Source organism: Embleya australiensis, assembly GCF_051903075.1.
Lineage (GTDB): Bacteria > Actinomycetota > Actinomycetes > Streptomycetales > Streptomycetaceae > Embleya.
The window spans coordinates 3,745,941-3,769,607 of sequence record NZ_CP182422.1 but is presented as its reverse complement, the minus strand read 5'-3'; the positions used below and the strand labels follow the sequence as shown (position 1 = coordinate 3,769,607).

20 protein-coding genes are annotated in these 23,667 nt (G+C 72.2%); 14 read left to right on the top strand and 6 right to left on the bottom strand.

All coding sequences use genetic code 11. From position 1 onward, the window contains the following. Nucleotides 1-7: 7 nt before the first annotated feature. From ACMXN5_RS16100 to ACMXN5_RS16060, 9 genes are all read left to right on the top strand, one after another. A complete protein-coding gene (locus ACMXN5_RS16100; RefSeq protein WP_380003274.1) occupies nucleotides 8-988 on the top strand; it encodes an NAD(P)H-quinone oxidoreductase in 981 nt (326 codons plus the stop codon). A 117-nt stretch (nucleotides 989-1,105) separates the two neighbouring features. After that, nucleotides 1,106-1,819, top strand: a complete 714-nt coding sequence (locus ACMXN5_RS16095; RefSeq protein WP_439675857.1) for a hypothetical protein — start codon at nucleotides 1,106-1,108, stop codon at nucleotides 1,817-1,819. 144 nt (nucleotides 1,820-1,963) lie between these two features. Continuing rightward, nucleotides 1,964-2,770 carry a hypothetical protein gene (locus tag ACMXN5_RS16090; RefSeq protein ID WP_439675856.1) on the top strand — a complete coding sequence of 269 codons (807 nt, stop codon included), beginning with the start codon at nucleotides 1,964-1,966 and terminating at the stop codon, nucleotides 2,768-2,770. Between the two features lie 129 nt (nucleotides 2,771-2,899). Further along, a complete protein-coding gene (locus tag ACMXN5_RS16085; RefSeq protein WP_439675855.1) occupies nucleotides 2,900-3,478 on the top strand; it encodes a PadR family transcriptional regulator in 579 nt (192 codons plus the stop codon). Beyond that, nucleotides 3,475-4,236 (top strand): ABC transporter ATP-binding protein, encoded by a 762-nt coding sequence (locus ACMXN5_RS16080; RefSeq protein ID WP_439675854.1) that lies wholly within the window; start codon nucleotides 3,475-3,477, stop codon nucleotides 4,234-4,236. Before ACMXN5_RS16085 ends, ACMXN5_RS16080 begins: the two co-directional genes overlap by 4 nt. After that, the gene (locus tag ACMXN5_RS16075; RefSeq protein ID WP_439675853.1) at nucleotides 4,233-7,097 is read left to right on the top strand and encodes an FtsX-like permease family protein; all 2,865 of its coding nucleotides are present in this window, start codon (nucleotides 4,233-4,235) and stop codon (nucleotides 7,095-7,097) included. Before ACMXN5_RS16080 ends, ACMXN5_RS16075 begins: the two co-directional genes overlap by 4 nt. Nucleotides 7,098-7,124: 27 nt before the next feature. Further along, the gene (locus ACMXN5_RS16070; RefSeq protein WP_078976350.1) at nucleotides 7,125-7,658 is read left to right on the top strand and encodes a bacterial proteasome activator family protein; all 534 of its coding nucleotides are present in this window, start codon (nucleotides 7,125-7,127) and stop codon (nucleotides 7,656-7,658) included. 217 nt (nucleotides 7,659-7,875) lie between these two features. Then, a complete protein-coding gene (locus tag ACMXN5_RS16065; RefSeq protein ID WP_439675852.1) occupies nucleotides 7,876-9,021 on the top strand; it encodes a protein kinase domain-containing protein in 1,146 nt (381 codons plus the stop codon). A gap of 388 nt (nucleotides 9,022-9,409) precedes the next feature. Further along, the gene (locus ACMXN5_RS16060) at nucleotides 9,410-10,984 is read left to right on the top strand and encodes a protein kinase domain-containing protein (protein ID WP_439675851.1); all 1,575 of its coding nucleotides are present in this window, start codon (nucleotides 9,410-9,412) and stop codon (nucleotides 10,982-10,984) included. An 84-nt stretch (nucleotides 10,985-11,068) separates the two neighbouring features. On the opposite strand, the gene ACMXN5_RS16055 is transcribed toward ACMXN5_RS16060, so the two are convergent. The 4 genes from ACMXN5_RS16055 to ACMXN5_RS16040 form a co-directional block, all read right to left on the bottom strand. Continuing rightward, on the bottom strand, nucleotides 11,069-12,043 hold the full coding sequence (locus ACMXN5_RS16055; protein WP_439675850.1) for a phosphotransferase: 975 nt from the start codon (nucleotides 12,041-12,043) through the stop codon (nucleotides 11,069-11,071). A gap of 169 nt (nucleotides 12,044-12,212) precedes the next feature. Further along, nucleotides 12,213-13,016: an HAD family hydrolase gene (locus ACMXN5_RS16050; RefSeq protein WP_395795754.1), complete on the bottom strand. Its 804-nt coding sequence runs from the start codon at nucleotides 13,014-13,016 to the stop codon at nucleotides 12,213-12,215. A 155-nt stretch (nucleotides 13,017-13,171) separates the two neighbouring features. Next, nucleotides 13,172-14,059: an LLM class flavin-dependent oxidoreductase gene (locus ACMXN5_RS16045; RefSeq protein ID WP_439675849.1), complete on the bottom strand. Its 888-nt coding sequence runs from the start codon at nucleotides 14,057-14,059 to the stop codon at nucleotides 13,172-13,174. A 50-nt stretch (nucleotides 14,060-14,109) separates the two neighbouring features. Next, entirely contained in the window at nucleotides 14,110-14,709 is a 600-nt protein-coding gene (locus tag ACMXN5_RS16040) for a TetR/AcrR family transcriptional regulator (RefSeq protein WP_439675848.1), read from the bottom strand. A 196-nt stretch (nucleotides 14,710-14,905) separates the two neighbouring features. Here ACMXN5_RS16040 and ACMXN5_RS16035 point away from each other — a divergent pair, with 196 nt between their 5' ends. The 3 genes from ACMXN5_RS16035 to ACMXN5_RS16025 all read left to right on the top strand — a co-directional run bounded on the left by ACMXN5_RS16035 (nucleotide 14,906) and on the right by ACMXN5_RS16025 (nucleotide 18,408). Further along, complete coding sequence (locus ACMXN5_RS16035; protein WP_439678018.1) at nucleotides 14,906-16,297, top strand: MFS transporter; 1,392 nt, start codon at nucleotides 14,906-14,908, stop codon at nucleotides 16,295-16,297. Between the two features lie 111 nt (nucleotides 16,298-16,408). Next, a complete protein-coding gene (locus tag ACMXN5_RS16030) occupies nucleotides 16,409-17,197 on the top strand; it encodes a FadR/GntR family transcriptional regulator (RefSeq protein WP_439675847.1) in 789 nt (262 codons plus the stop codon). Further along, nucleotides 17,194-18,408, top strand: coding sequence for a CynX/NimT family MFS transporter (locus ACMXN5_RS16025; RefSeq protein ID WP_439675846.1), 1,215 nt, complete (start codon nucleotides 17,194-17,196; stop codon nucleotides 18,406-18,408). The genes ACMXN5_RS16030 and ACMXN5_RS16025 overlap by 4 nt, the downstream gene beginning before the upstream one ends. A gap of 544 nt (nucleotides 18,409-18,952) precedes the next feature. Here ACMXN5_RS16025 and ACMXN5_RS16020 read toward each other — a convergent pair. Further along, on the bottom strand, nucleotides 18,953-19,750 hold the full coding sequence (locus ACMXN5_RS16020) for an HAD family hydrolase (protein ID WP_439675845.1): 798 nt from the start codon (nucleotides 19,748-19,750) through the stop codon (nucleotides 18,953-18,955). Continuing rightward, nucleotides 19,747-21,024: a serine--tRNA ligase gene (gene serS / locus ACMXN5_RS16015; RefSeq protein ID WP_439675844.1), complete on the bottom strand. Its 1,278-nt coding sequence runs from the start codon at nucleotides 21,022-21,024 to the stop codon at nucleotides 19,747-19,749. Before serS ends, ACMXN5_RS16020 begins: the two co-directional genes overlap by 4 nt. A gap of 130 nt (nucleotides 21,025-21,154) precedes the next feature. Here serS and ACMXN5_RS16010 point away from each other — a divergent pair, with 130 nt between their 5' ends. Both ACMXN5_RS16010 and ACMXN5_RS16005 read left to right on the top strand, forming a co-directional pair. Next, nucleotides 21,155-21,970 carry a phosphatase PAP2 family protein gene (locus ACMXN5_RS16010; protein WP_395795748.1) on the top strand — a complete coding sequence of 272 codons (816 nt, stop codon included), beginning with the start codon at nucleotides 21,155-21,157 and terminating at the stop codon, nucleotides 21,968-21,970. A gap of 30 nt (nucleotides 21,971-22,000) precedes the next feature. Continuing rightward, nucleotides 22,001-23,662: a diacylglycerol kinase family protein gene (locus tag ACMXN5_RS16005; protein ID WP_439675843.1), complete on the top strand. Its 1,662-nt coding sequence runs from the start codon at nucleotides 22,001-22,003 to the stop codon at nucleotides 23,660-23,662. Nucleotides 23,663-23,667 lie beyond the last annotated feature (5 nt).

Genomic DNA, 23,667 nt, shown 5'->3' with positions numbered 1-23,667 from the left:
TGGAGCCATGTACGCCATCACGATTGCCGAGCCGGGCGGACCCGAGGTACTGACCTGGGGCGAGGTTCCGGACGAGAAACCCGAACCCGGCGAGGTTCTGGTGGAGGTGGCCGCCACGGCGGTCAATCGGGCCGACCTGATGCAGCGACAGGGGTTCTACCGACCGCCGCCGGGAGCCTCCGAATACCCCGGCCTGGAGGCGTCGGGCCGCATCGTCGAGGTCGGCGCGGGCGTTTCCGGCTGGGCCGTCGGCGACGAGGTGTGCGCGCTGCTCGCGGGCGGCGGTTACGCCGAGCGGGTGCGGGTGCCCACCGGCCAACTGCTGCCGGTGCCCGAGGGGGTGGACCTGATCTCGGCGGCGGCGCTGCCCGAGGTGGTCTGTACGGTCTGGTCGAACGTGTTCATGGTGGCCCACCTGCGCAAGGGCGAGAACTTCCTGGTGCACGGCGGATCCAGCGGCATCGGGACGATGGCGATCCAACTGGCGAAGGTGGCCGGCGCGCGCATCCTGACCACTGCCGGATCGGCCGCCAAGCTGGAGCGCTGCCGCGAGTTGGGCGCCGACGTGACCATCGACTACCGCGGCGAGGACTTCGTGGCCCGGGTCGCGGAGGCCACCGGCGGCGCCGGGGTCGACGTGATCCTGGACAACATGGGCGCGAAGTACCTGGACCGCAACGTGGACGCGCTCGCGGTGAACGGGCGACTCGTGGTGATCGGGCTCCAGGGCGGCACGCGGGGCGAGTTGGACCTCAACAAGCTGCTGATGAAGCGCGCCGCGGTGGCCGCGACCTCGCTGCGGGCCCGGCCGATCGCGGAGAAGTCGGCGATCGTGGCGGCGGTGCGCGAGCACGTGTGGCCGCTGGTGGCGGCCGGCCGGGTCGTGCCGATCGTGGACCGGGTGATGCCGGTGGCCGAGGCGGCCGACGCGCACCGCGTGCTGGAGGAGAGCGGACACATCGGCAAGGTCGTGTTGCGGGTGCGCTGACGGGAGCTTGCCGGGGGTGGGCCGACCTGCCGCCGGACGAATGAAAATCGGATGAACAGACCGGTGCGGCGTATGTCGCTGGATGGGTCTTTTGTCGATTTTCCTTAATCTGACGACATGCCTACCCCCGGCGGCTTCGCGCGTCGACTGGCTGCCGGGTGTGTGTTCGCGGCGGTCCACGTCCTCCCCGGCTTCGGCGTGCTCGCGAGCGCGGCGCCCGTACCCCCGCCCGTCCCGGTCGACGGATCGGCGCCGCCGGCGGAACGGGCCGTCGACGACGCGGGATCGACCGCGGGCCCACGCGGTCGAGCGCCCGCCGCACCCGGGTTGCGGCCCGATCCGCCGGTGCCGCCGCAGGAGCCGGTGGTGCCCACCACGCCGGCCAAACCCGCGCCGATCACCGACGCGCCCACCCAACAGGAGTGGGACCGGCTGCTCGACCGGCTGGCCCGACATGGCGCCCGGCCGGTGACCGACGAGTCGGGGCAGGCGGTCCTGGACGTCGAGCGGGAACTCCTGCTCACCGGGGGGACCGAGGGTCTGGACGCGCTCCGATCCTGGGGGGCGGAGATCACCGGGGACGATCGACCCGGGGTGTACGCCGTGCGCTCCGGCGGGCGAGTCGTCGCGCGGTATCTGGTGGAGACCGAGCCGAACACCTCGACCGACGCCTCCGCTCCTGTCACCCCTCCGGTCTTCGATGCGCCGCCCACCCTGCCCAAAACCGGCCCATCCGTTGTGAATTTGACTCTGATCGCCCTCGGAGGAGCCGGTATCGTCTGCGCCGGTGGACTGCTCGTCCGGTGTTCCCCTGCGCCGCGACGACGCTGAGCGGCGGGACGGGCGTCGGTCCCGCCGGGCAGACTGGGTGTCTGGCGCATCGCGGATGAAGGGTGCAGGCTCGTCGAGGATGCGGATCGGGATACGGGGTTACCTTCCGGCAACGTCCGTCCGATGGTGGGGGGAGGAGGCGTGATGTGGTCGATCCGCGGGTTCCACCGGCGGATTCCGCTGGGACCGACGATCATCGCGTTGGCCCTCATCACGCTGCTCGTGCTCACCAACGTCTGGGGCGCCGGCCCCGGGATCCGGGCCCGGCACGACGGGGCCGCGCCGAGTCCGGCCGACATCCCGCCGCAACTGCCCGCTCAGGACCAGAGCATCGAGGCCACCCCGGCGCCGAACGGCGGCACCCCGGCGCCCGCCGGGCAGCCGAGCGCCGGCGGTCAGCCGGTCCCGGTGCCCACGGTGACGGTGACCGAGACGGTGGCCCCGCGGGCCGCGCCGGACAGCGGCTCCGGCAACCGGCCCGGGACCGGCGGCGCCACCTCGCCCCCGGTCGGCGAGCCCACCACCGGCGGATCGGTCGCCACCCCCACCACCGGCGGCGGCGATCCGGGCAGCCCGCCCCCGCTGGGCCAGCGCTTTCGGGTGACCGACCTGCGGATCGTCGCGGACCGGGCGAACGGCTCCTACGTATGGTGCAACGGCCTCGAACAGATACAGCTGATCGGGACCGTGCTCGTGGACGGGGTCGGCCCCGGCGACGTGGTCTATCAGTGGGTCTACGACAAGGTGCGGGTGTTCCCGCCGGACATCATGCGCTTCACCGGCTCGGGGCCGCGCCAGCAGAGCCTGTCCGTGCCCTGGCCGATCCCGCCGCAACTGCTCGGTGAGGTCAGCGGTGTGGTGCAACTGCTGATCCTGCAGCCGGTGGCCAACGCCCAGACCCAGCGCTACACGTTCGACTTCCGCTGTCGGGGCCCGTTCTCCGGCAACTGACCCCGCGCCGCCCGGTGATCGGGTTTTCGTCGTAGGTCCCTCCCCTGCCCGGCGGCCGTCCCCGTCCGCTCCCGCTCCCACGGGTGTCGGCCTTGCGTGATGAGCATACCGGGTATACACATACTCGGTATGTCCATCAAACACGGCCTGCTCGCACTGCTCGACCAGGGTCCCCGATACGGCTATCAGCTCCGAAGCGAATTCGAGTCCCGGACCGGATCCACCTGGCCGCTGAACGTCGGCCAGGTCTACACCACGCTCGGCCGGCTGGATCGTGACGGCCTGGTCGCGCCCGACGGCGAGGACGCCGAAGGGCACGTCTTCTACCGGATCACCGAACCGGGCCGCGCCGAGTTGCGCGCCTGGTTCGACGCACCGGTCTCGCGCACCAACCCGCCCCGGGACGAACTCGCGATCAAGCTCGCGATGGCGGTCACCGTGCCCGGGATCGACATCGGCACGGTGGTCCAGGCCCAACGCGCCCACACGCTGCGCGCGCTCCAGGACTACACCCGGCTCAAGACGCGCGCGGCCGAGGACGACCTGGCCTGGCAACTCGTCCTGGAATCGCTGATCTTCCACGCGGAGGCCGAGGTGCGCTGGCTCGACCACTGCGAAACGCGCCTGGCCCGCCGGGCCGCCGAGCGCGCGCCGGCCCCGGCGGTCGAGCGGCCCGTACCGCCGCGCGAGCGCGGAGCGCGCCGATGAACGGCGCCGAGCACACGGATCCGGGCGCCGGGCCGATGCCGGTGCTCGAACTGCGGTCGGTGGGCCGGATCCACGGCCGGGGCGAGGTCCGGGTGGAGGCCCTGGCCGAGGTGAACCTGAGCGTCGTACCGGGCGAGATGCTGGCCGTGATGGGCCCCAGCGGGTCGGGCAAGTCGACCCTGCTGATGCTCGCCGGCGGACTGGACACGCCCACCGGCGGCGAGGTCCTGGTCGAGGGGCAACCGCTCGGCGCGCTCAATCGGCGCCGGATGGCCGCGCTGCGCCGCCGCAGCATCGGCTACGTCTTCCAGGACCTCAACCTGGTCCCGGCGCTGACCGCTGTGGAGAACGTCGCGCTGCCGCTCGAACTCGACGGCACGTCGATCCGCCGGGCCCGGCAGGCCGCGCAGGCGGCACTGACCGAGGTCGGCCTCGAACACTTCGGCGACCGCTTCCCCGACGACATGTCCGGCGGACAGCAACAACGCGTGGCGATCGCCAGGGCATTGGTGGGCGAGCGCCGGCTGCTGCTGGCCGACGAGCCGACCGGCGCGCTCGACTCGACCACCGGCGAGGCGGTGCTGCGGGTGTTGCGCGCGCGAAGCGACGCGGGCGCGGCGGTGGTCCTGGTGACCCACGAGGCCCGGCACGCGGCCTGGGCGGACCGGATCGTGTTCCTGCGCGACGGCCGCCTGGTGGACGACACCGGATCCGCGTCCTCCGCCGAGTCGTTGCTCTCCCGGGGCGGTGCGCGATGAGCGTCGGCTCGTGGCGGGCCTGCCTGCGGATCGCCCGGCGGGACGCGCTGCGGGCCAAGGGGCGCAGCGCCCTGATCGTCGCGATGATCGCCATCCCCGTGCTGGGGATGAGCGCGGCCGACGTGACCTGGCGCAGCGCGCAACTCGACACCGACGAGGTGATCTCGCGCACGCTCGGACAGGCGGACGCGCGGGTGCGCGATCCCGCGTATGAGACCGGCTCGAGTATTTCCCGGCAGCCGGCGGTTCCGATCCCGATCCGACAGGACGTCGAGGGCCACGACTGGCAGACCGCGTCGCTCCCGTCGTCCGGCGCCTCGCTCCCGGGGTCGGAGTCGGGGAACGCGGGCTCGGGGAGCGCGGCGTCGACGAGTGCGCCCGCGCAACGGGACCCGGGCTCGGTGATACGGGGGATCACCGAGACCCTGACCGACCGGACCGCCTACGTGACGCTGTCCACCGCATACGGCCGAAGCAGTGTGGCGGCCCGCGAGTTCGAGTACACCAAGCCGCTCGCGAAGGGGATGGTCGTCCAGCGCGAGGGACGGGCTCCGAGCGCCCGGGACGAGGTGGTCGTCACCGAACGACTGCGCCGCTCGGCCGGCTACCGCATCGGTGGACAACTGACCGCGTTGGGCACCGGACGCACCTATCGGATCGTCGGCACCGTCGACCTGCCGCAGGACCTGCGGGCGAGCACGGTGTTCACCGTGCCCGGCGGTCTGCTCGACGGGCTGACCTCGCGCACTCCGGCGAACAGGTCCGACGAGGCGGTGACCGCCACGTTGATCCGAATACCGGGCGGCATGCCCTGGAGCCGGGTCCTGGAGGCGAACAGGGAGGGACTCCTCGTCAGGTCCGCCGCCGTACTGCGGCATCCCCCGGCCGAGTCGGAGCAGCCGTATCGGACCCCGCGACAGTGGGCCGACTCGCACGCGCTCCGGCTCGGCAGCATCGGCCTGGGGCTCGGGCTGCTGGAGATGATCCTGCTGGCGGGCCCCGCCTTCGCCGTGGGCGCCCGCCGCAGGCGGCGCGAACTCGGACTGATCGGTGTGGCGGGCGGCGGCCGTCGGCACATCGGCGGCGTGGTCCTCGGCGGCGGACTGGTGCTCGGCGCGGTCGGGGCGCTGCTCGGCACCACGCTGGGCCTGGTGGTCGCGGCCCTGATGCGGCCGTGGTTCGCCGAGCGCACCGGGCAACTCCTCGGTCACTACGACGTGCGCGTGCTCGAACTGCTCGGCATTGCCGCGGCCGGGGTCGCGATCGGTGCGCTCGCCGCGCTGGTCCCGGCCTGGCTCGCGGCCCGCGAGGACGTCGCCGCGTCGTTGACCGGCCGCCGCGGGGTCCGGCGCGGCTCGCGCCTGATGCCGATCGCCGGGACGACCGGTGTCGCGCTCGGCGCCGCGATCGCGCTGTACGGCGCGGACCGGGCGGACGAGACGATCATCGTCGTCGGCGTCGTGGTGGCCGAACTCGGCCTGGTCGCGTGTTGTCCGGCGCTGATCGGGCTGACCGCGCGGCTCGGCCGGTTCCTGCCGCTGAGCCCCCGGCTGGCGCTGCGCGACGCGGCCCGTAGCCGACCGCGCAGCGCGCCCGCGATGGCCGCGGTGATGGCGGCGGTGGCGGGTTCGGTGGCGGTCGCGGTGGTGTGGTCGAGCCAGACCGCCGACGAGCGCAACGCGTACCGCCCCAACGCCCTGACGAACCACGTCCTGGTCGGCTTCCACGACAGCGACCCGTTTCCCGGCCGGCCGGTCGGTGAGCCGGTGACCGCCGGGCAGATCGAGGAGGTGCGCCGCGTGGTGGAGCGGACCCTGCCCGGCGCGAAGGGCGGTGCGCTCGGCTCGCTGATCGGGCCGTGTACCCCGGACCGGTCCGAGTGCGCCGGCTACCGGGTGCGGAAGCTGTCCGAGTTCCGGTGTCCGATCCAGGACGGCGGCGACCCGGCGCGGTGGCACGCCGATCCCAGATGCACGTTCTCCTCGCCGGGCAACGGCTTCTTCCGATCGGTGGTCGGCGACGCCGACACGCTGCGCGAACTCACCGGCGCGGACGATCCGCGCGCGGCCGAGGTGTTGGCCCGGGGCGGCATCGTGCTGTTCGAGGACGGCTACATCGGCCCGGACGGCACGGCCGAGGTGGTCACGTACCGCAACGGTGTCGATCCGGGCAGGATGTCGGCCATGGAGAAGCCGGACCCGGCGCGGCCCGTGGTGCGGCTACCCGCGGTGATGGTACGGGCGCCGTTCGGGTTGGCCGGTGGCATCTTCGCCTCCCCGGCGGCGGCGGCCACCCTCGGCGCGACCCCCGAACCGGCCGGTGCGGTCTACGACGCCGGGCGCTCGCCCTCGGACGCGCAGAAACAGCGCCTGGAGGAGAGCCTGGCCCGGATCTCCGACCGCGCCTTCCTGTTCATGGAGCGCGGATTCCAGGGCAGGGACGACGTGCGCCTGCTGCTGCTCGCGGTGTTCGCGCTGGTCATCACCATCGGCGCCTCGGGGGTGGCCACCGGCCTCGCCCTCGCCGACGCGCGGCAGGACCTGGCCACGCTCGGTGCGGTGGGCGCGCCACCGGGTGTGCGGCGCCGGTTGTCCGCGTTCCAGAGCGGGGTGATCGCCCTCCTGGGTACCGTGCTCGGCCTGGTCGTCGGGGTGCTCGCGGGAGTGGTCGTGCGCCGGGGCCAGCGCGCGGCCCTGTGGGACACGCTGCCCCCCGACATCCGTGGGAGGCTGCACCCTCCCACGTTGGTCGTCCCGTGGTCGCGGCTCGGTCTCGCGCTCGTCGCGCTGCCGCTGCTCGCGGGCCTGCTCGCGGCGCTTTTGACACGATCGCGTGCGGTGCTGCGCGGGAGGACGGCATAACCCTCCGGCGCTCCTAGGATGAGATGCATGGATACGCCGAACAGCGAAGCGAATGGTGAGAACCCGCAGGTGGTGATCGTCGGGCCGGATGGCATGGCGCTCGGCGGCGGCCTCGGTGAAGAGGGCGGTGAACTCGCGGTGACCGACATGGTGGAACAGCCCGCGAAGGTCATGCGCATCGGAAGCATGATCAAGCAGCTCCTCGAGGAGGTGCGCGCGGCCCCCCTCGACGAGGCGAGCCGGGTGCGCCTGAAGGAGATCCACGCCAGCTCGATCAAGGAACTGGAGAAGGGGCTCGCCCCGGAACTGGTCGAGGAGCTGGAGCGCCTGTCGCTTCCGTTCACCCACGACTCGGTGCCCAGCGAATCCGAGCTGCGGATCGCGCAGGCACAATTGGTGGGATGGCTCGAAGGGCTGTTCCACGGCATCCAGACCGCGCTGTTCGCCCAGCAGATGGCGGCGCGCGCACAGCTGGAGACGATGCGTCGGGCGCTGCCGCCCGGCGTGGGACCCGGGGGACAGGGCGAGCCGCCGCACACCCAGTCGGGTCCGTATCTCTAGCCTTCGGCATCGTCCGGGGCCCTCGGGATCGTCCGGACGACGAATCCGGACGCCCGTCCTCGCGGGGCGGATCGGGGCGGCGCCTGCCCGGCGCTGCCCCGGTGCGCTCGCGTCGGGTCTCTGACAGGCTGTCGGCGGTACGACGGGAGCGCTGTTCGGTAGGTCGACTCGCGGGGGCGTCGTGCCCGAGTCGTGAAGCGTGGAGGGCGGCCTGACGGTGACCGTTTCGGGGGACCCGGCTCGGGCGAGCGGGCGCGTCTTCGGTGGCGGGCGGTATCGCACCGGACGGCGGATCGGCGGCGGCGGGATGGCCGTGGTGCACGAGGCGCACGACCTGGTGCTCGACCGGCTCGTCGCGGTCAAACGGCTGCGCAGCGACCTGGCCGAGGACACCGTCGCGCGTTCGCGCTTCGCCCGCGAGGCCGAGCACGCGGCCGGGCTGGACCATCCCACCATCGTCCGCGTGTTCGACACCGGTGCCGACCCCGGCGAGGACGGGGTCCTGGTGCCGTGGATCGTGATGGAGCTGGTGCGCGGGATCACCCTGCGCGACCTGCTGGAGGCGCACGGCCCGGTGCCCTGGCCGCGCGCGCTCGCGATCACCGCCAAGGTGCTCGACGCGCTGGAGTACAGCCACGATCGCGGCCTGGTGCATCGCGACATCAAGCCGGTCAACGTGATGATCACCCCGGACGGCGCGGTCAAGGTGATGGACTTCGGCATCGCCCGCGCCCTGTTCGTCACCGACGGCGCGCTGACCGACCCCGGTCGGATCATGGGCACCCCGCAATACTTCTCGCCCGAGCAGGCGTTCGGGCATCCCGCCTCCACCCGCAGCGACCTGTACTCGGTGGGCTGTCTGCTGCACGAGCTGCTGGTCGGCGTGCCGCCGTTCGACGGCGGTACCGCGGTGCACATCGCCTACCGGCACATGCGCGAGGACCCGACCCCGCCGTCGGCGTACCGCCCGGACCTGCCCGGAGCGGTCGACGATCTGGTGCTGCACGCGCTGCGCAAGGACCCGCACCTGCGCTTCGACACCGCCGGGCGGATGCGCGAGTCGGTGCGGCGGATCCTGCCGGAGAACGTCTGGGACTCGGTCCTGTACGGCGCGGGCGGCCCGCCGCCGGCCGGGCCGGGGCCGGCACCGACGCCCGCGCCGATGGGGCACCGCCCGGGCCGCCCGCCGATCGGCGGGCCGCCGTGGGCGCGGGTGTTGTCCGGATTCGGGCCGCGGGCCCGTTCGGCGGGCGCGCACAGCGCTCCGGGCGGGCACGGTCGCCGGGCCGGCGCCGGTGCCGCGTTCGCGGCGACGGTGCTCGGCGTACTGGCCGTGCTCGCGTCCATCCTGATGTTGCGCTGAACCCGGCGCCGCGCCGAGCGGGTCGTCCGGCCCACGGAAGCCCTCGGCCGGGAATCCGGAATCCCGTTACCATGGCCTCTCCGCACCGGAGTACCGCCGATCCCGGTATCGTTTCGGGACTTGACGCGAGGATGCACCACATTTCATCAGCACATGGGCGCGGGCCCCAGACCCGGCGCCACGTGAGGGGACTGTCGAGGATGATCGCCGAGTCCCCGGTCACAACCCCGACGCCCGAGACGGCGTGCCTTTGTGGCCGGCCGATCGTTGGAACCGTCGTGCTCCCCCGCTCCCGTGGTGTTTTCCGCTCCCCCCTGCTCGCGGCGGACCGCATCGCCACAGTTCGGCGCCCCCGAGCGGGTCGCCCCGACGCGCAGGGCGAGGAGCGATGACCGCGCCGCAGGGACCGGACGACCGCGAGGCGTCCGGCACACAGGTGAAGACGGTCGGATCCGGCCGCTACGAACTCGGTCGCCAGCTCGGTCGAGGCGGCATGGCCGAGGTGCTGATGGCCCACGACGTGCGGCTCGGCCGTACGGTCGCGGTCAAGACGCTGCGCCCGGACCTGGCCCAGGACCCGGTCGCCCGCTCGCGATTCGGCCGCGAGGCGCAAAACGCCGCGTCGCTGAACCACCCCGCGATCGTGTCCGTCTACGACACCGGCGAGGACCGGGTCGGCGACGAGTTGGTGCCGTTCATCGTGATGGAGTGCGTCGAGGGTCGCACCGTCCGGGAACTGCTCGGCGAAGGCAACCCGATACCGCTGGAACAGGCGCTGCGGGTCACCGAGGGGATCCTGGAGGCGCTGGAGTACAGCCACCGCCACGGCATCATCCACCGCGACATCAAGCCCGCGAACGTGATCATCACCAACTCGGGCGCGGTCAAGGTGATGGACTTCGGGATCGCCCGCGCGATGCACAGCGCGGCGACCACGATGACTCAGACCGGCATGGTGATGGGCACGCCGCAGTACCTGTCGCCGGAACAGGCCCTGGGCCGGACCGTCGACGCGCGCAGCGACCTGTACTCCAGCGGTTGCCTGCTCTACGAACTGCTGGCGCTGCGTCCGCCGTTCAACGGGGATACCCCGCTGTCGGTGGTGTACCAGCACGTGCAGGACGATCCGCGTCCGCCGTCGATGATGGATCCGCGCGTGCCGCCGCACCTGGACGCGATCGCGTTGAAGGCGCTGGCCAAGAACCCCGACGATCGTTACCAGACGGCCGACGAGATGCGGATGGACATCCGCCGCGCGCTGGCCGGTCAGCAGGTGTCGGTGGCGGTTCCGCCGCGGGTGCCGACCCAGCAGGGTCAGCGGCCCGAGTTCGGCTCGTGGAGCCAGGTGGCCCCCGGGGCGACGGCGGTGTCGCCGCAGACCGGATCGACCGAGGCCACCGCGGCGATGCCGCCGTTGGCGGGCCGGCCGCCGGGCGGCGGGCAACAACCGGGCGCCAACGACGGCGGCACCGGGCAACTGCCGATCGTGACGCCCGCGTCGGAGCGGCCCAAGCGCAAGCTGCCGCTCTACCTGGTAGCCGCGCTCGCGGTGGTCCTGATCGCGATCGGCGCGGTGTTCCTGGCCAAGGGATGGCCGGGCGGCGGCGACAGTCCGTCGAAGACTGACGAGAAGCAGAGCGGCCAGACCACCGGCGGCGAAGGCGGGCAACCGGCGGCGTCGGTCGGCACCACTCCGGACACCAACAACAAGTCGACCGCGAGCACGCCGCCGAGCAGCCCGCAGCAGACCTCGCGGAGCACCTCGACGCCGACGAGCACGTGGCGCGATCCGGGCGGGGCCTCGTCGGGGCAGACCCACGCGCCGAGTTCGCCGCCGCCCACCAAGCCGTCGAAGACCGGCGAGCCGACCTCGTCGGCCTCCGCACCGTCCGGTGGCGATCCCAAGGGCGGTTCCTCCAGCGGGAATTCGCCGCCGCCGGCGACCGGTGGTACCACCAACTGAGGTCCGAAAGCCCGGAACCCGCGCGGATCATGATCGGTGATCCGCGCGGGTTCTCGGCTTTCGGGAAGGGCGCCGCCCGGCCGCTCAGCCCAGGAAGGCTTCCAGCACCTCGTCGTAGGCCATCGTCCACCACACGATCAGCGCGGCGGAGGCGGGAAACAACGGGGCACAGCGCGGGTCGTGTTCGAGGTAGTGCCGGGTGAGCATCCAGAAGTCGTTCAGCCGCTCCCACCACAACCGGTGCACGGCGGCGGCGAGTTGGGTCGGCCCCGGGTCCAGAATCGCCCGGTATCCGGCGACGAAGCCGCGCACCCGGTCGAGGTCGAGCGTGCCCGAGATGCGGTCGGTGAAGAAGATCAGCGCGGCCCGGACCAGTTCCTCGGTGTGGGGCAGCGCGGCGAGCCGGTCCCAGTCGATGATCGCCACCGGGTCGTTGCCCTGATAGAGCACGTTGAGCGGGTGGAAGTCGCCGTGCACGTAGCCCGTATGCGGTGCGTCGTGGTCGCGCGGTCGCCGGTGCGCGTGCCGCAGCAGCAGTGCGCGCCGCTCGATCAGGCGCAGTTCGGCGAGCCGGTCGAAGGAGTCGCTCTCGGGTCGGGCCCGGATCCTGGTGAGCAGGCGCTCGATGGTGGCCAGGGATTCGTGCGGGTCGGCGGTGGGGACGAGGAGCGGCTGCTGGATGGGAGGCAGCAGGCGCGGCAGCGTGACGTGTACGCCGCCGAGCAGCGCGCCCACCCGCGCACACCCCCGGGCGTCGAGGTCGGCGCCGCGCCGATGGATGCCGTCCACCCACGGATACAGGGCGAACCAGCGGCCGCGCGAGGACAGTACGGTGCGCCCGCGCCGGTCGGTCACCGGCGCGATCGCGGGTATGCCGCAGGCGGCGAGCCGCTGCGTGGTCCGGTGCTGGAACCGGATCGTGTCGGGTCGTTGGTCCAGATAGTGCTTGAGAAACCAGCGTCCCCTGGTGGTGACGACCTCGTAGCCTCGGTTGAGCAGGCCCTCGGCGATGGGCCGGAACGAGAGAGCCTGGCCGACCCGATAGCGGTCGATCGTCACAGCCAGTGGGGACCCTGGCCGGGAGGGGGAATACACGGCGTCAATCTATGTTACGGAAAGCAATCAGGTAACTACTCTGTGCAACCTTCACGCGTAAGCGTGGCCCCGGCGTCACGCGTTCGTGGAGCCGGTTGGTCCGTACACCGAAACCGGCCGCCATGCCGCCCTCTCAGCCGAACAACTTTTCCAATACCTCGGCCACGCCGTCGTCCTGATTGCTCCCGGTATGCCGGGTCACCGCCGCCAGTACGTCGGGATGTGCGTTGGCGACGGCGTACGCCTGTCCGGCCCAGGCGAGCAGCGGCAGGTCGTTGGGCATGTCGCCGAACGCCACCACGTCCTCGGTCCGGATACCGCGCTGCGCGCAGAACCAGGCCAGGGTACTGGCCTTGCTGATGCCGAGGGCACTGATCTCCACGAGAGCGATCGAGGAAGAGTGGGTGAACTCCGCGTACGCTCCGGCCCGGTCGCGGGCCAGCGCGAGGAACACGTCGGGGTCGAGGCTGTGGTGTCGGGCGAGCAGCTTGAGCACCGGGCCGGTCAGCAACTCCTCGACCGGGCCCACCGCGTGCACGATCGACACGTCGCGTTCGAGCGCGGGATAGGTCGGCTCGTGCATGAAGCCGGTCTCGGTCTCCACGGCGAAGCTGACGTCGGGCACCGCCTCGCGCAACAGCCGGCTGACCTTGCGCGCGGCGGTGACGTCCATCGTGTGGGTGCCCACCACTCGCTCGCTGCGCAGGTCGTAGACCACCGCGCCGTTGCCGCAGATGGCCAGCCCGCGGTGGCCGGTGACGTCCGCGACGCGCTTCATCCAACGGGGCGGGCGGCCGGTGACGAAGACCACCTCCGCGCCCGAGGACTCGACCAGCTCCAGGGCGGCGAGCGTGCGCGCGGAGATGGACCCGTCGTCACGCACGATGGTGCCGTCGAGGTCGGTGGCCACTAGACGTGGGCGATTCGTGATGGTCACGGGTACATCCTCGCTCGAAAACGATTCCCCCCTCGCGCCGGTCCCCACCCCGCCCGCCCCGTTGCGCGTCAGCGCCCCCGACCCCTCGCGAGCCGGTGCGAAGCGCCCAACAAGCAGCCCCGCGCGCCGGCGCCGCGAAGCGCCCAACAAACACCTCAACCCAGCTGCCGCAGCCCCTCCTGCGCGATGCGCTCGAACAGGGCTTGATCAGCGGCGAAGACCGAGTCCGGCACCGGCCAGTGGATCACCAGCTCCGTGATGCCCAGCTCCCGGTAGCGCCCCGCATAGTCGACGAACGCGTCCATCGAGTCGAGGGGGCGCTCCAGGGTCGAACCCTGGAGGAGGACCCGCTCCAGCTCCTCCGGCTCGCGGCCCTCGCTCGCGCAGATGTCGGACAGCCGGGCCAGTTGCTCGGCGATCACCTTCGGGCAGACCTCGGCCGGCACCCCCTTGGGGTCGCGGGTGTCCCCGTAGGTGATCCACCCCTGGCCGTGCCGGGCGGTCAGGCGCATCCCCCGCGGACCGGTGGCCGCGAGATGGATGGGTACCCGGGGCCGCTGCCGGCCGCCGGGGATCATCCGCACGTCCTCGGCGGTGTAGTAGGTGCCCCGGGAGGTCACGGCCGGCTCGGACAGCAGCCGGTCGAGCAGGGGGACGAACTCGGCGAGCCGATCCGCGCGCTCCTTCGGGGTCCACGGCTGCCCGCCCAGGGCGGTGGCGTCGAAGCCGTTGCCGCCCGCGCCGACTCCCGCGATCAACCGGCCGCCGGAGATGTCGTCGATGGCCGCCAGGTCCTTGGCGAGGGGCACCGGGTGGCGGAAGTTGGGCGAGGTGACCATCGTGCCCAGGCGCAGCCGCTCGGTGACCGCCGCGGCGGCGGTGAGGGTGGGGAGCGCGCCGAACCAGGTGCGGTCCCGGAAGCTGCGCCACGACAGGTGGTCGTAGGTGTACGCGGCGTGGAAGCCCAGGTCTTCGGCCTGTCGCCAGATCTTCCGGCCTTCGGTCCAACGGTGGATCGGGAGGATCACAGTGCTCAAACGCATCCATCGACCATACGTGCCCGGTCGGCACGACCCCGCGGGCCGGCCCGCCGCTACCGCACGAACGCCCCCGCCCGGGTGGCCGCCTCGGCCGCCGCCGCCGCGCGGTCCGCGCTCGCCTCGTCGAGCGGGTCGCCACTGGCCAGGAGTCGGTAGTACAGCGGCGCCGACACCGCCCGGATCACCTCGTGCGGATCGGTGCCCACCGGCGCCTCGCCGCGCTCGATCGCGGCCGTCACGCAGGGCGCCCATTCGTCCACCCGCGTGGCGTAGAAGGCGTGCAGCGCCGTCGCGGTCCGTGCGTCGCAGGTCGCCGCAGCGATCACCGCCTTAAACAAAGCGCCCTGGCGCTCGTCCACCAGCGTGCGGCGCACCAGGTGTGCGTTGGTCCGCAGGTCGCCGAGCAGTGAGCCGGTCTCGGTGCGCGACACCGAACTGTCCGCCATCTCGACCAGCAGGTCCGCGACCAGGCCGGTGGCGCTGCCCCAGCGCCGGTACACGGTGGTCTTGCCGACCTCGGCGCGCTGTGCCACCTCGGCCAGGTCCAGCCCCGCGAAGCCCCGCTCGGCGAGCAGGTCCCCGGCCGCGCGCAGGACCGCCTCGCGTACCCGGGCAGTGCGTCCACCGGGGCGGACGGTGCCTTCCGATGTCATAACGGGACTCCTGTTCCATTAAGTTGATCCACCGTGCTACCTTCTGAGCATCTTAACGGGAAAGAAGACCCGTTAACACTCCGGATCCGCTCGGGAGGCGCACATGTCCACGCTCGATCACCGCACCAGGCCCTTCGAGGCCTCACCCGCCACCCCGGTCGAGCCGACCGACGCGGCCGGCTCGACCGCTGCCCGGATGACCGGGCAGCAGAAGCTGGTGCTGACCCTGCTGCTCGGCGCCCAGTTCATGATCGCGGTGGACTTCTCGATCCTGAACGTCGCGCTGCCGGTGGTCGGCGAGGGCCTGGGCTTCTCGCTGAACAACCTCCAGTGGGTGGCCACCGCGTTCGCGCTGACCGCCGCCGGCTTCACCCTGCTGTTCGGTCGGGTGGCCGACCTTTTCGGCCGCAAGCGCCTGTTCCTGGGCGGCATGGCCCTGCTCGGCGCCTCCTCCGCCCTGGGTGGCTTCGCCACGTCCCCCGAGATGTTGCTGATCGCCCGGGTGCTCCAGGGGCTGGCCACCGCGGCGGTGACCCCCGCCGGTCTGTCGCTGCTGACCACCGCGTTCAAGGAAGGACCCCAGCGGGATCGGGCGCTGGGTCTCAACGGTGCGCTGATGTCGGCCGGCTTCACCGCCGGCGCGGTGCTGGGCGGGCTGCTCACCGATCTGCTGTCCTGGCGCTGGGCCTTCTTCGTCAATGTGCCCGTCGCCGCGCTGGTGCTGATCCTCGCGCCGTCCGCGATCACCGACTCGCGGCCGGGCGGGCGGCCCCGGCTCGACGTGCCCGGCGCGATCGCGGTCACCGGCGGTCTGCTGGCCCTGGTGTTCGGCCTCACCCAGGCGGGCGCCGAGGGCTGGGGAGAGCCCACCACACTCGGCGCGCTGGCCGCCGGCGCGGTGCTCCTGGTCGCCTTCTGGTTCATCGAGCAGCGCTCCGCCTCGCCGCTGGTCCCGGTTGGCATCATGAAGCGCCGCACCGTGCTGTGGGGGAACATCACCGGCCTGATCGCCTTCGTCACCGAGACCTCGTTGGTCTTCCTGCTCACGCTCTACCTGCAGGAGGTCCTGGGCTACTCGCCGCTGGCCACCGGGCTCGCCTTCGGTGTCCTGGGCATCGGCACCGTGCTCGGCGGCACCCTCGGCGGCCGGGTGGTGGGCCGCTTCGGCACCCGTACCACGATCGTCGCGGGCGGCGTGGTCCAGGCCCTGGCCACCCTGTCGCTGGTCGCGCTCGGCAGCTCCGGCGGCTGGATCTGGCTGCTGCTCGCGGCCACCTTCGTCGGCGGAGTGGGCAACATGCTGATGATCGTCGGCTTCATGATCACCGCGACCTCCGGTCTGCCGGACGCCGAACAGGGCCTGGCCACCGGCCTGGCCACGATGACCCAGCAGGTCGGCATCACGATGGGCATCCCGATCATGAGCGCGATCGCCACCGCGCGGATGAGCTCGCTCGGCGACACCGGGCCCGACGCGGTGTTGTCCGGGGTCGCCGTCGCGATCCTGGTCGACTCGGCCCTGGTCCTGCTCGGCGCCCTGCTCGCGGCGGTGTTCCTGGCGCCGCGCCGGGACCGCGACCGGGTCTGAGGGTGGGGGCGGACCGAGGTGGGGGTCGATCCCGGCCCCCACCTCGATTTCGCATGTGGTGTGCAGCTACTTGTAGGATGACTGGGCAATCCCACGAATCCAGGAGGGTCCATGTCGCTCCAGGCCGCCGGCAGACGTTCGCTCGTCGACGACGCGATCGACCAGCTCCGCGCCCAACTCACCGCCGGGACCTGGCCGGTCGGGTCGCGCATCCCCAGCGAGAGCGTGATCGCCGAGCGGCTCCGGGTCGGCCGGAACACGGTGCGCGAGGCGATCCGGGTGCTGGTGCACGCGGGGATGCTGGAGTCCCGCCAAGGCGACGGGACCTATGTACGCTCCCTCACCGACCCCGGCGACCTGGTTCGCCGGATCGAGCACGCGGACCTGCGGGACATCTTCGAGATGCGCCGGGCGCTGGACGTGGAGGCCGCCCGGCTCGCCGCCCAGCGGCGCGACCTCGCCGACCTGGAACGGATTCGCCGCGCCCTGGCCAGGCGCGGCGCGGCGGACGGCAGCGCGGACACCCCGGAGCCGCACGACTTCGACCGCGGCGACGTCGCCGAGGGCGAGTTGGACGACTTGGTCGAGCAGGACGTGGCCTTCCACACCGCGATCGCGATCGCGTCGCACAACTCGGCGATGGCGGCCACGTACCGCTGGTTCAGCGACTCGCTGTGGCGCGCCATCCGGACGGTGGTCGGCGACGGCACCCTGCCGGACGCGTCGCACGCGCTGCACGTGGCCCTGGCCGACGCGATCGAGGCGGGCGATCCGGACGCGGCCGAGCGGGCCGTACGGGACATCCTCGAGCCCGCCGTCGTGGCCCTGGACACCCTGCTGCACGACCGTGCCCCGCACGACCACCCGACCGAGCACCATCCGATGGAGCACGACGCATGAGCACGACCGACCTGCGGATGTCCCCGAACGCCAAGACCACCGCGAAGGCCGGTGGCGGCGCGCTGTTGCTCGCGGGCATCGTGTTGATCGCGCTGAACATGCGGGCCGGACTGTCCAGTGTGTCGCCGCTGGTGGGCGAACTGCGCGACGTGTTCCACCTGTCCGCGACCACGGGCAGCCTGATCACCGCGATACCCGTGCTGTTCCTGGGCCTGATCTCGCCGCTCGCGCCGGTCGCGGCACGGCGGTTCGGCGCCGAACTCGTGCTGCTCGGCGCGCTCGTCGTGGTGGGCGCCGGAATCCTGCTGCGGATGGTGCCCGCGTTGGGCGCGCTGTTCGCGGGCGGTGCGCTCGTGGGCGGCGGGATCGCGGTGCTGAACGTGTTGATGCCGGGCGTGGTCAAGTGCGAGTTCCCGGACCGGGCGGCGGTGATGATCGGGGTCTACAGCGCGGCCATGGTGCTGGGCGCGGCGGTCTCGGCCGGGGCGACGGTGCCGCTGGAGAACGCGATCGGACACGGCTGGCAACCGGCGATGGGCTGCTGGGCGCTGCTCGCCGTCGCGGCGGTGGCGGTCTGGCTGCCGCACGTGCGGCGCCGGCGCGGGGCCGCGGCGGTCGCGATGCCGCGTGTGGCGGGGTTGTGGAAGTCGCCGCTGGCCTGGTTGGTGACGGGCTTCATGGGTCTGCAGTCGTTGCTGTTCTACGTGCTGCTGGCCTGGATGCCGACGATCCTCACGGACCACGGGATGAGCAAGGGCACCGCGGCGGCGATCTTCGCGTTCAACACCTTCGTGCAGATCCCGTCCTCGCTCGCGGGGTCGATCATCGCCGGCCGTATGCGCAACCAGAGCGCGCTGGTGGTCGGCTCGGTCGGTCTGATCGCGGCCGGATACGTGGGGCTGATGCTCGCGCCTACGGGCGGGGCGTGGCTTTGGGCGGTGTTGTTGGGGCTGGGTCAGGGGGGTGCGGTGTCGCTGGCGCTGACCCTGATCGTGTTGCGGTCGCCCGATCCGCATACGGCGGCGCAGCTGTCCGGGATGGCGCAGGCGGTCGGCTACGTGGTGGCCGCGTTCGGGCCGTTGGCGGCCGGGGCGCTGCGGCAGGTCACCGGGGGGTGGACGGTGCCGATCGTGGTGATGCTGGTGCTGTGCGCTTGTGCGGTGGGGTGTGGGGTGGGGGCTTCGCGGCCCGGGCATGTGCGGGTGGGGTGAGGGGTTTTGGTGCCCACCCGCCCGGCCCGTTGCGTAAGCCGGGAAGGCTGCGGGATTCGGGCATCGGGGGCGCCCACGGGGGCCTCGCGGCCGGATGAGGTGCCTCGGGCCTCCGGCCTGGGCTCGGGCTCGGTGTTGGACGCCGGGCTCGGGTGTTGGGCTTGGGCTGTCGCACTCAGGGGCTGGGCTCGGGCATTGGGCTCCGGCTCGGGCCCAGGTGTCGGACTCGGGCCCAGGTTTCGGGCTCGGGTTCAGGCTTCGGGCTCGGGCGTTGGGCTCAGGCTTCGGGTCCGAGGGTTGTGCTTGGGTTCAGGCTTCGGGCTCGGGTGTTGGGCTTGGTTCCGGGCTTGAGTTGAGGCTTCGGCCTCGGGTTTCGGGCTCGGATGCAGGCTTCGGGCTCAGGCTTCGGGTCCGAGGGTTGTGCTTGGGTTCAGGCTTCGGGCTCGGGTGTTGGGCTTGGCTCCGGGCTTGAGTTGAAGCCTCGGCCTCGGGCTTCGGGCTCGGGTGCGGGCTGCGGGCCGTGGCGTTGGGCTTGGGGTTTGGGTCAGGGGGTGGGGAACAGGCGTTCCAGGACTACCGCTACGCCGTCTTCCATGTTGGACAGGGTTACCTCGTCCGCGACGGCCAGTAGGTCGGCGTGGGCGTTGGCCATGGCTACGCCGTGGGCTGCCCAGCGGAACATGGTGACGTCGTTGGGCATGTCGCCGAAGGCGATGGTGTCCGCGGCCTTGGCTCCCAGCCGGCGTGCCGCCAGGGACAGGCCGACCGCCTTGCTCAGGCCCACCGGCAACGCCTCGACGATGCCGGTGCCGGCGTGCGTGACGTCGACCAGACCGGCGCAGATCTTCCGGGCGCACGCGGTCAACCGGTCGTCGTCGTAGTCCGGGTGGTACAGGTAGAGCTTGAGGATCGGCTCGGACCACAGCTCCTCCCGGTCCGCCACGGTGTACACCGGCAGCAGGGATTCGTAGCGGTAGCCGTCCTCGATCACCACCCGACCGGCGAGACCGTCGCGGCTGACCGCGAACCGTACCCCGCCCAGTTCGGCGGTGAGTCGTTCCACGGCCAGCCGGGCCAGTTGCCGGTCCAGGGTGACCGAGGTCAACAGCCGGTCCTCGCCCGCGTGGTAGACCTGCGCGCCCTGCCCGCAGACGGCGAGCCCCCGGTAGCCGAGCGCGTCGAACACCGGACGGGTCCACCCCACCGCGCGGCCCGTCACTATCACGTGCCGCGCACCGGCCTCGGCGACCCGGACGAGCGCCGCGCGATTGCGCGCGGAGACCGTGTGGTCCTCGCGCAGGAGCGTGCCGTCCAGGTCGGTCGCGATCAGGGTGAAGGTCACGCCTGCACCGGTTCGAGGACCTCACGACCGCCGAGGAAGGGCCGCAGCGCCTCGGGGACGACCACCGAGCCGTCCTCACGCTGGTGGTTCTCCAGGATCGCCACGATCGTGCGGGGCACCGCGCACAGCGTGCCGTTGAGCGTGGCGAGCGGACGGGTGCCCTGCTCGTCGCGCATCCGCACCTGGAGCCGGCGGGCCTGGAACTCGGTGCAGTTCGAGGTGGACGTGACCTCGCGGTACTTGCCCTGGGTCGGGATCCACGCCTCGATGTCGAACTTGCGCGCGGCGGAGGCGCCGAGGTCGCCCGACGCGACGTCGATCACCCGGTAGGGGAGTTCGAGCCGGTTCAGGAACTCCTTCTCCCACGCGAGCAGGCAGCGGTGCTCCGCCTCGGCCTCCTCCGGCGCGACGAAGGAGAACATCTCCACCTTGTCGAACTGGTGCACGCGGATGATGCCGCGCGTGTCCTTGCCGTACGTCCCGGCCTCGCGGCGGAAGCACGGCGAGAAACCGGCGTAGCGCAGCGGCAGTTCGGCGGCCGGGATGATCTCGTCCATGTGGTACGCCGCGAGCGGTACCTCGGCGGTGCCCACGAGGTAGTAGTCGTCGGCCTCCAGGTGGAACACGTTTTCCGCGGCCTGGCCGAGGAACCCGGTGCCCTCCATCGCCGCCGGACGCACCAGCGCCGGCGTCAGCATCGGCGTGAAACCGGCCTCGGTCGCCTGCGCGACGGCCATGTTGACCAGCGCCAGTTCGAGCAGCGCGCCGATGCCGGTGAGGTAGTAGAAGCGCGAGCCGGACACCTTCGCGGCCCGCTCGACGTCGATCGCCTTGAGCATGCGCCCGAGTTCGACGTGGTCGCGCGGCTCGAAGCCCTCGACCGCGAAGTCGCGCCGGGCGCCGATCTCCTCGATCGTGACGAAGTCCTCCTCGCCGCCGACCGGTGCGTCGGGGTCGATGAGGTTGGCCAGCGACTTGAGCAGCCGGTCGGTCTCCGCCTTGGCCTCGGCCTGCTCGGCGTCGGCCGCCTTGACCTCCGCGGCCAGCGTCTGGGCCCGGGTCAGCAGTTCCTGCCGCTCGTCGCCCTTGGCCTTGGAGACCTGCTTGCCCATCGACTTCTGCTCGTTGCGCAGCGCGTCGAACCGGGAGCCGGACGAGCGGCGGAGCTCGTCCGCGGCGAGCAGCGCGTCGACGATGGTCTCGTCCTCGCCTCGGGCACGCTGCGAAGCGCGGACACGGTCGGGATCCTCACGGAGCAGTCGCAGGTCGATCACGGGCAAAGCCTACCGGGGCCCCGCCAACGGATTTCGCGACCACGGGGCCCCGGACGATTCCGGGCGTGCCGTGTGCGACTTCGGCTGCGGAAGTGAACGTACGGGACCGGATTCGGGTTATGAATGAACAATGACCTCCTCCCCAGGCTGGGTCGGCAGGCGCCTCGACCCCGACCGGCGATTCGGACTCAGGATGACCCTGGCCGCGCTCGCCCTGCTCGTCGGCGCGTTGCCGTTCGGGGTGCTCGCGGCCCTGGTGGAGACCAAGTGGTCGCCGCTGCTCGACCTCGACCGGGACGTCGCGACCGACCTCAACGACTGGGTCCGCGCACACCCCGCCTGGCAGCACACGCTGCTGTTCCTGACCGACTGGGTCTGGGATCCCAACGTGTACCGGGTGCTCGTCGCGATCATGTGCGGGTGGTTGTGGTGGCGCGGCGCGCGGCGGCTCGTGGTGTGGGCCGCGACGAGCATGCTCGTCGCCGGGCTGCTCGGCGCGCTGCTCAAGTTCGTCTTCACCCGGGCCCGGCCGGACCTGCCGCATCCGGTGCACCACTCCGCCGGCTGGTCCTTCCCGTCCGGGCACGCGCTGACCGGCGTGGTCGGCCCCGGCGTGCTGCTGCTGGCGCTGCTGCCGCTGATCCCCCGGGTGTGCCGGCCGTTCGCGTGGGTGCTCGCGATCGGCTCGGCGGTGGGCGTCGCGTTCACCCGGGTCGCGCTCGGCGTGCACTACGTGACGGACGTGGTGGGCGGCGCGGTGCTCGGCCTGATCGTGCTCGCGGTGACCTCCGCGGTGTTCGAGTGGTGGCGCCGCGACGCCGGACTGCGCCCGGTGGACGCCACCGACGAAGGCTTGGAGCCGGAACTCGACGGAGACGATCCGGACCCGGAGATTGCGCACATTCGTCCCGGAACCGACCGTGACTCCCCGCACGGGCGGAACTGAACGATCCGCGGCCGGGTAAGAATGTCGGTCATGCTGACCGAAGCAGGACGGTTCCTGCGCCGTATCGTCCTGCCCCTCGCCATATTGACGTTCGTCATGGTGGGTCTCGGTCTGCTCATCACCAGGACGCTCGACGGCGTGTGGCCGTTCACCGCCGAGGACGACCTGGAGCGCACCCTCGCCGAGCACCGCTCGGGGACCTGGAACGACGTCACCCACGCGTTCTCCACGCTGGCCGACACCGGTGTGATCATCGCCACCACGCTCGTCGCGATGGTGGTGCTCCGGATCGTCGGCCGCTCCTGGCGCGGCCCGCTGTTCCTGGCCGGGGCGGTGGCCGGGCAGGCGCTGGTGTTCTGGTTCGTACAACTCTTCGTCTCGCGCGATCGCCCGGGGGTCCCGCGCCTGGAGCAGGCCGCCGCGACGTCGAGCTTCCCGTCCGGGCACACCGGCGCCGCGTTCGCGCTCTACGGCGGGCTGGCCGTGCTGCTGGCGAGCCGGCTGCGCCCGCGCGCGGCGGTGGTGTCGGTCTGGGTGCTGCTCGGCGCGATTCCGCTGGCGGTGGCCGGGAGCCGGATGTACCGGGGCATGCATCACCCGAGCGACGTGCTGTCCTCGCTGCTCTACGCGGGCGTCGTGCTGGTCGTGATGAACCGCGCGCTGCTGTCGCCGAAGTCGATCTGGGGGCACTGGGGACGTCGCGCCCGGCGCGAGGCGCCGACGGGGGCCGACGGCGGGCGGCCGCGGGCGGCCGTGGTGGTCAATCCGATCAAGCTCGACATCGCCGAATCACGCACCCGGATCGACCGGATCATGCACGACACGGGCTGGGCCGAGCCGCTGTGGCTGGAGACCACGGTGCTCGATCCGGGGGCCGGGGTGACCGCGAAGGCGCTGGCCGAGGGTGTGGATCTGGTGATCGCGGCCGGCGGCGACGGCACCATCCGCGAGTGCGCGGGCGCGCTGGCCGGTACCGACACCCCGCTCGCGGTCATCCCGGCCGGCACCGGGAACCTGCTCGCCCGCAACCTCGGCCTGCCGATCGACATCGCCGACGCGCTGCACGTGGCCCTGCACGGGCGCGATCGGCGGATCGACCTGGGCATGGTGGAGGCGAACGCGGACGCGGACGGGGACGCCGGGGCGGGCGAGGCCGAATCCCGCTGCTTCACCGCGATGGCCGGCATCGGCCTGGACGCGGCGATGGTCGCGGACGCGCCGGACGCGCTCAAGAAGAAGGTCGGCTGGCCCGCCTACGTGGTCTCCGGTGCCCGGCACCTGCGCGACCGGCGGATGCGGGTGACGCTGACCGTGGACGACGGCGAGCCGATCCGCCGGCGCGCCCGGATGGTGCTGGTGGGCAACGTCGGCGCGCTCCAGGCCGGCATGCAACTGCTGCCCGGGGCCGCGCCGGACGACGGGCTGCTCGACGTCGTGGTGTTCGCGCCGTACGGGATGACCGGCTGGGCGCACGCCACGGTCCGGGTGATAGGCCGGCGGCGCGACCAGGAACCGGCCGTGGTGCCGGTCAAGCAGCAACGGCTGCGCCCGATCGAGCATTTCACCGGTCGTACGGTGCTGATCGAGACCGATCGTCCCGAGCCGCGCGAGGTGGACGGCGACCCGATCGGGCCCGGCACCCGACTGGCGGTCCGGGTCCGGCCCGGGGCGCTGACGGTGCGCGTCCCCTGAGCCGG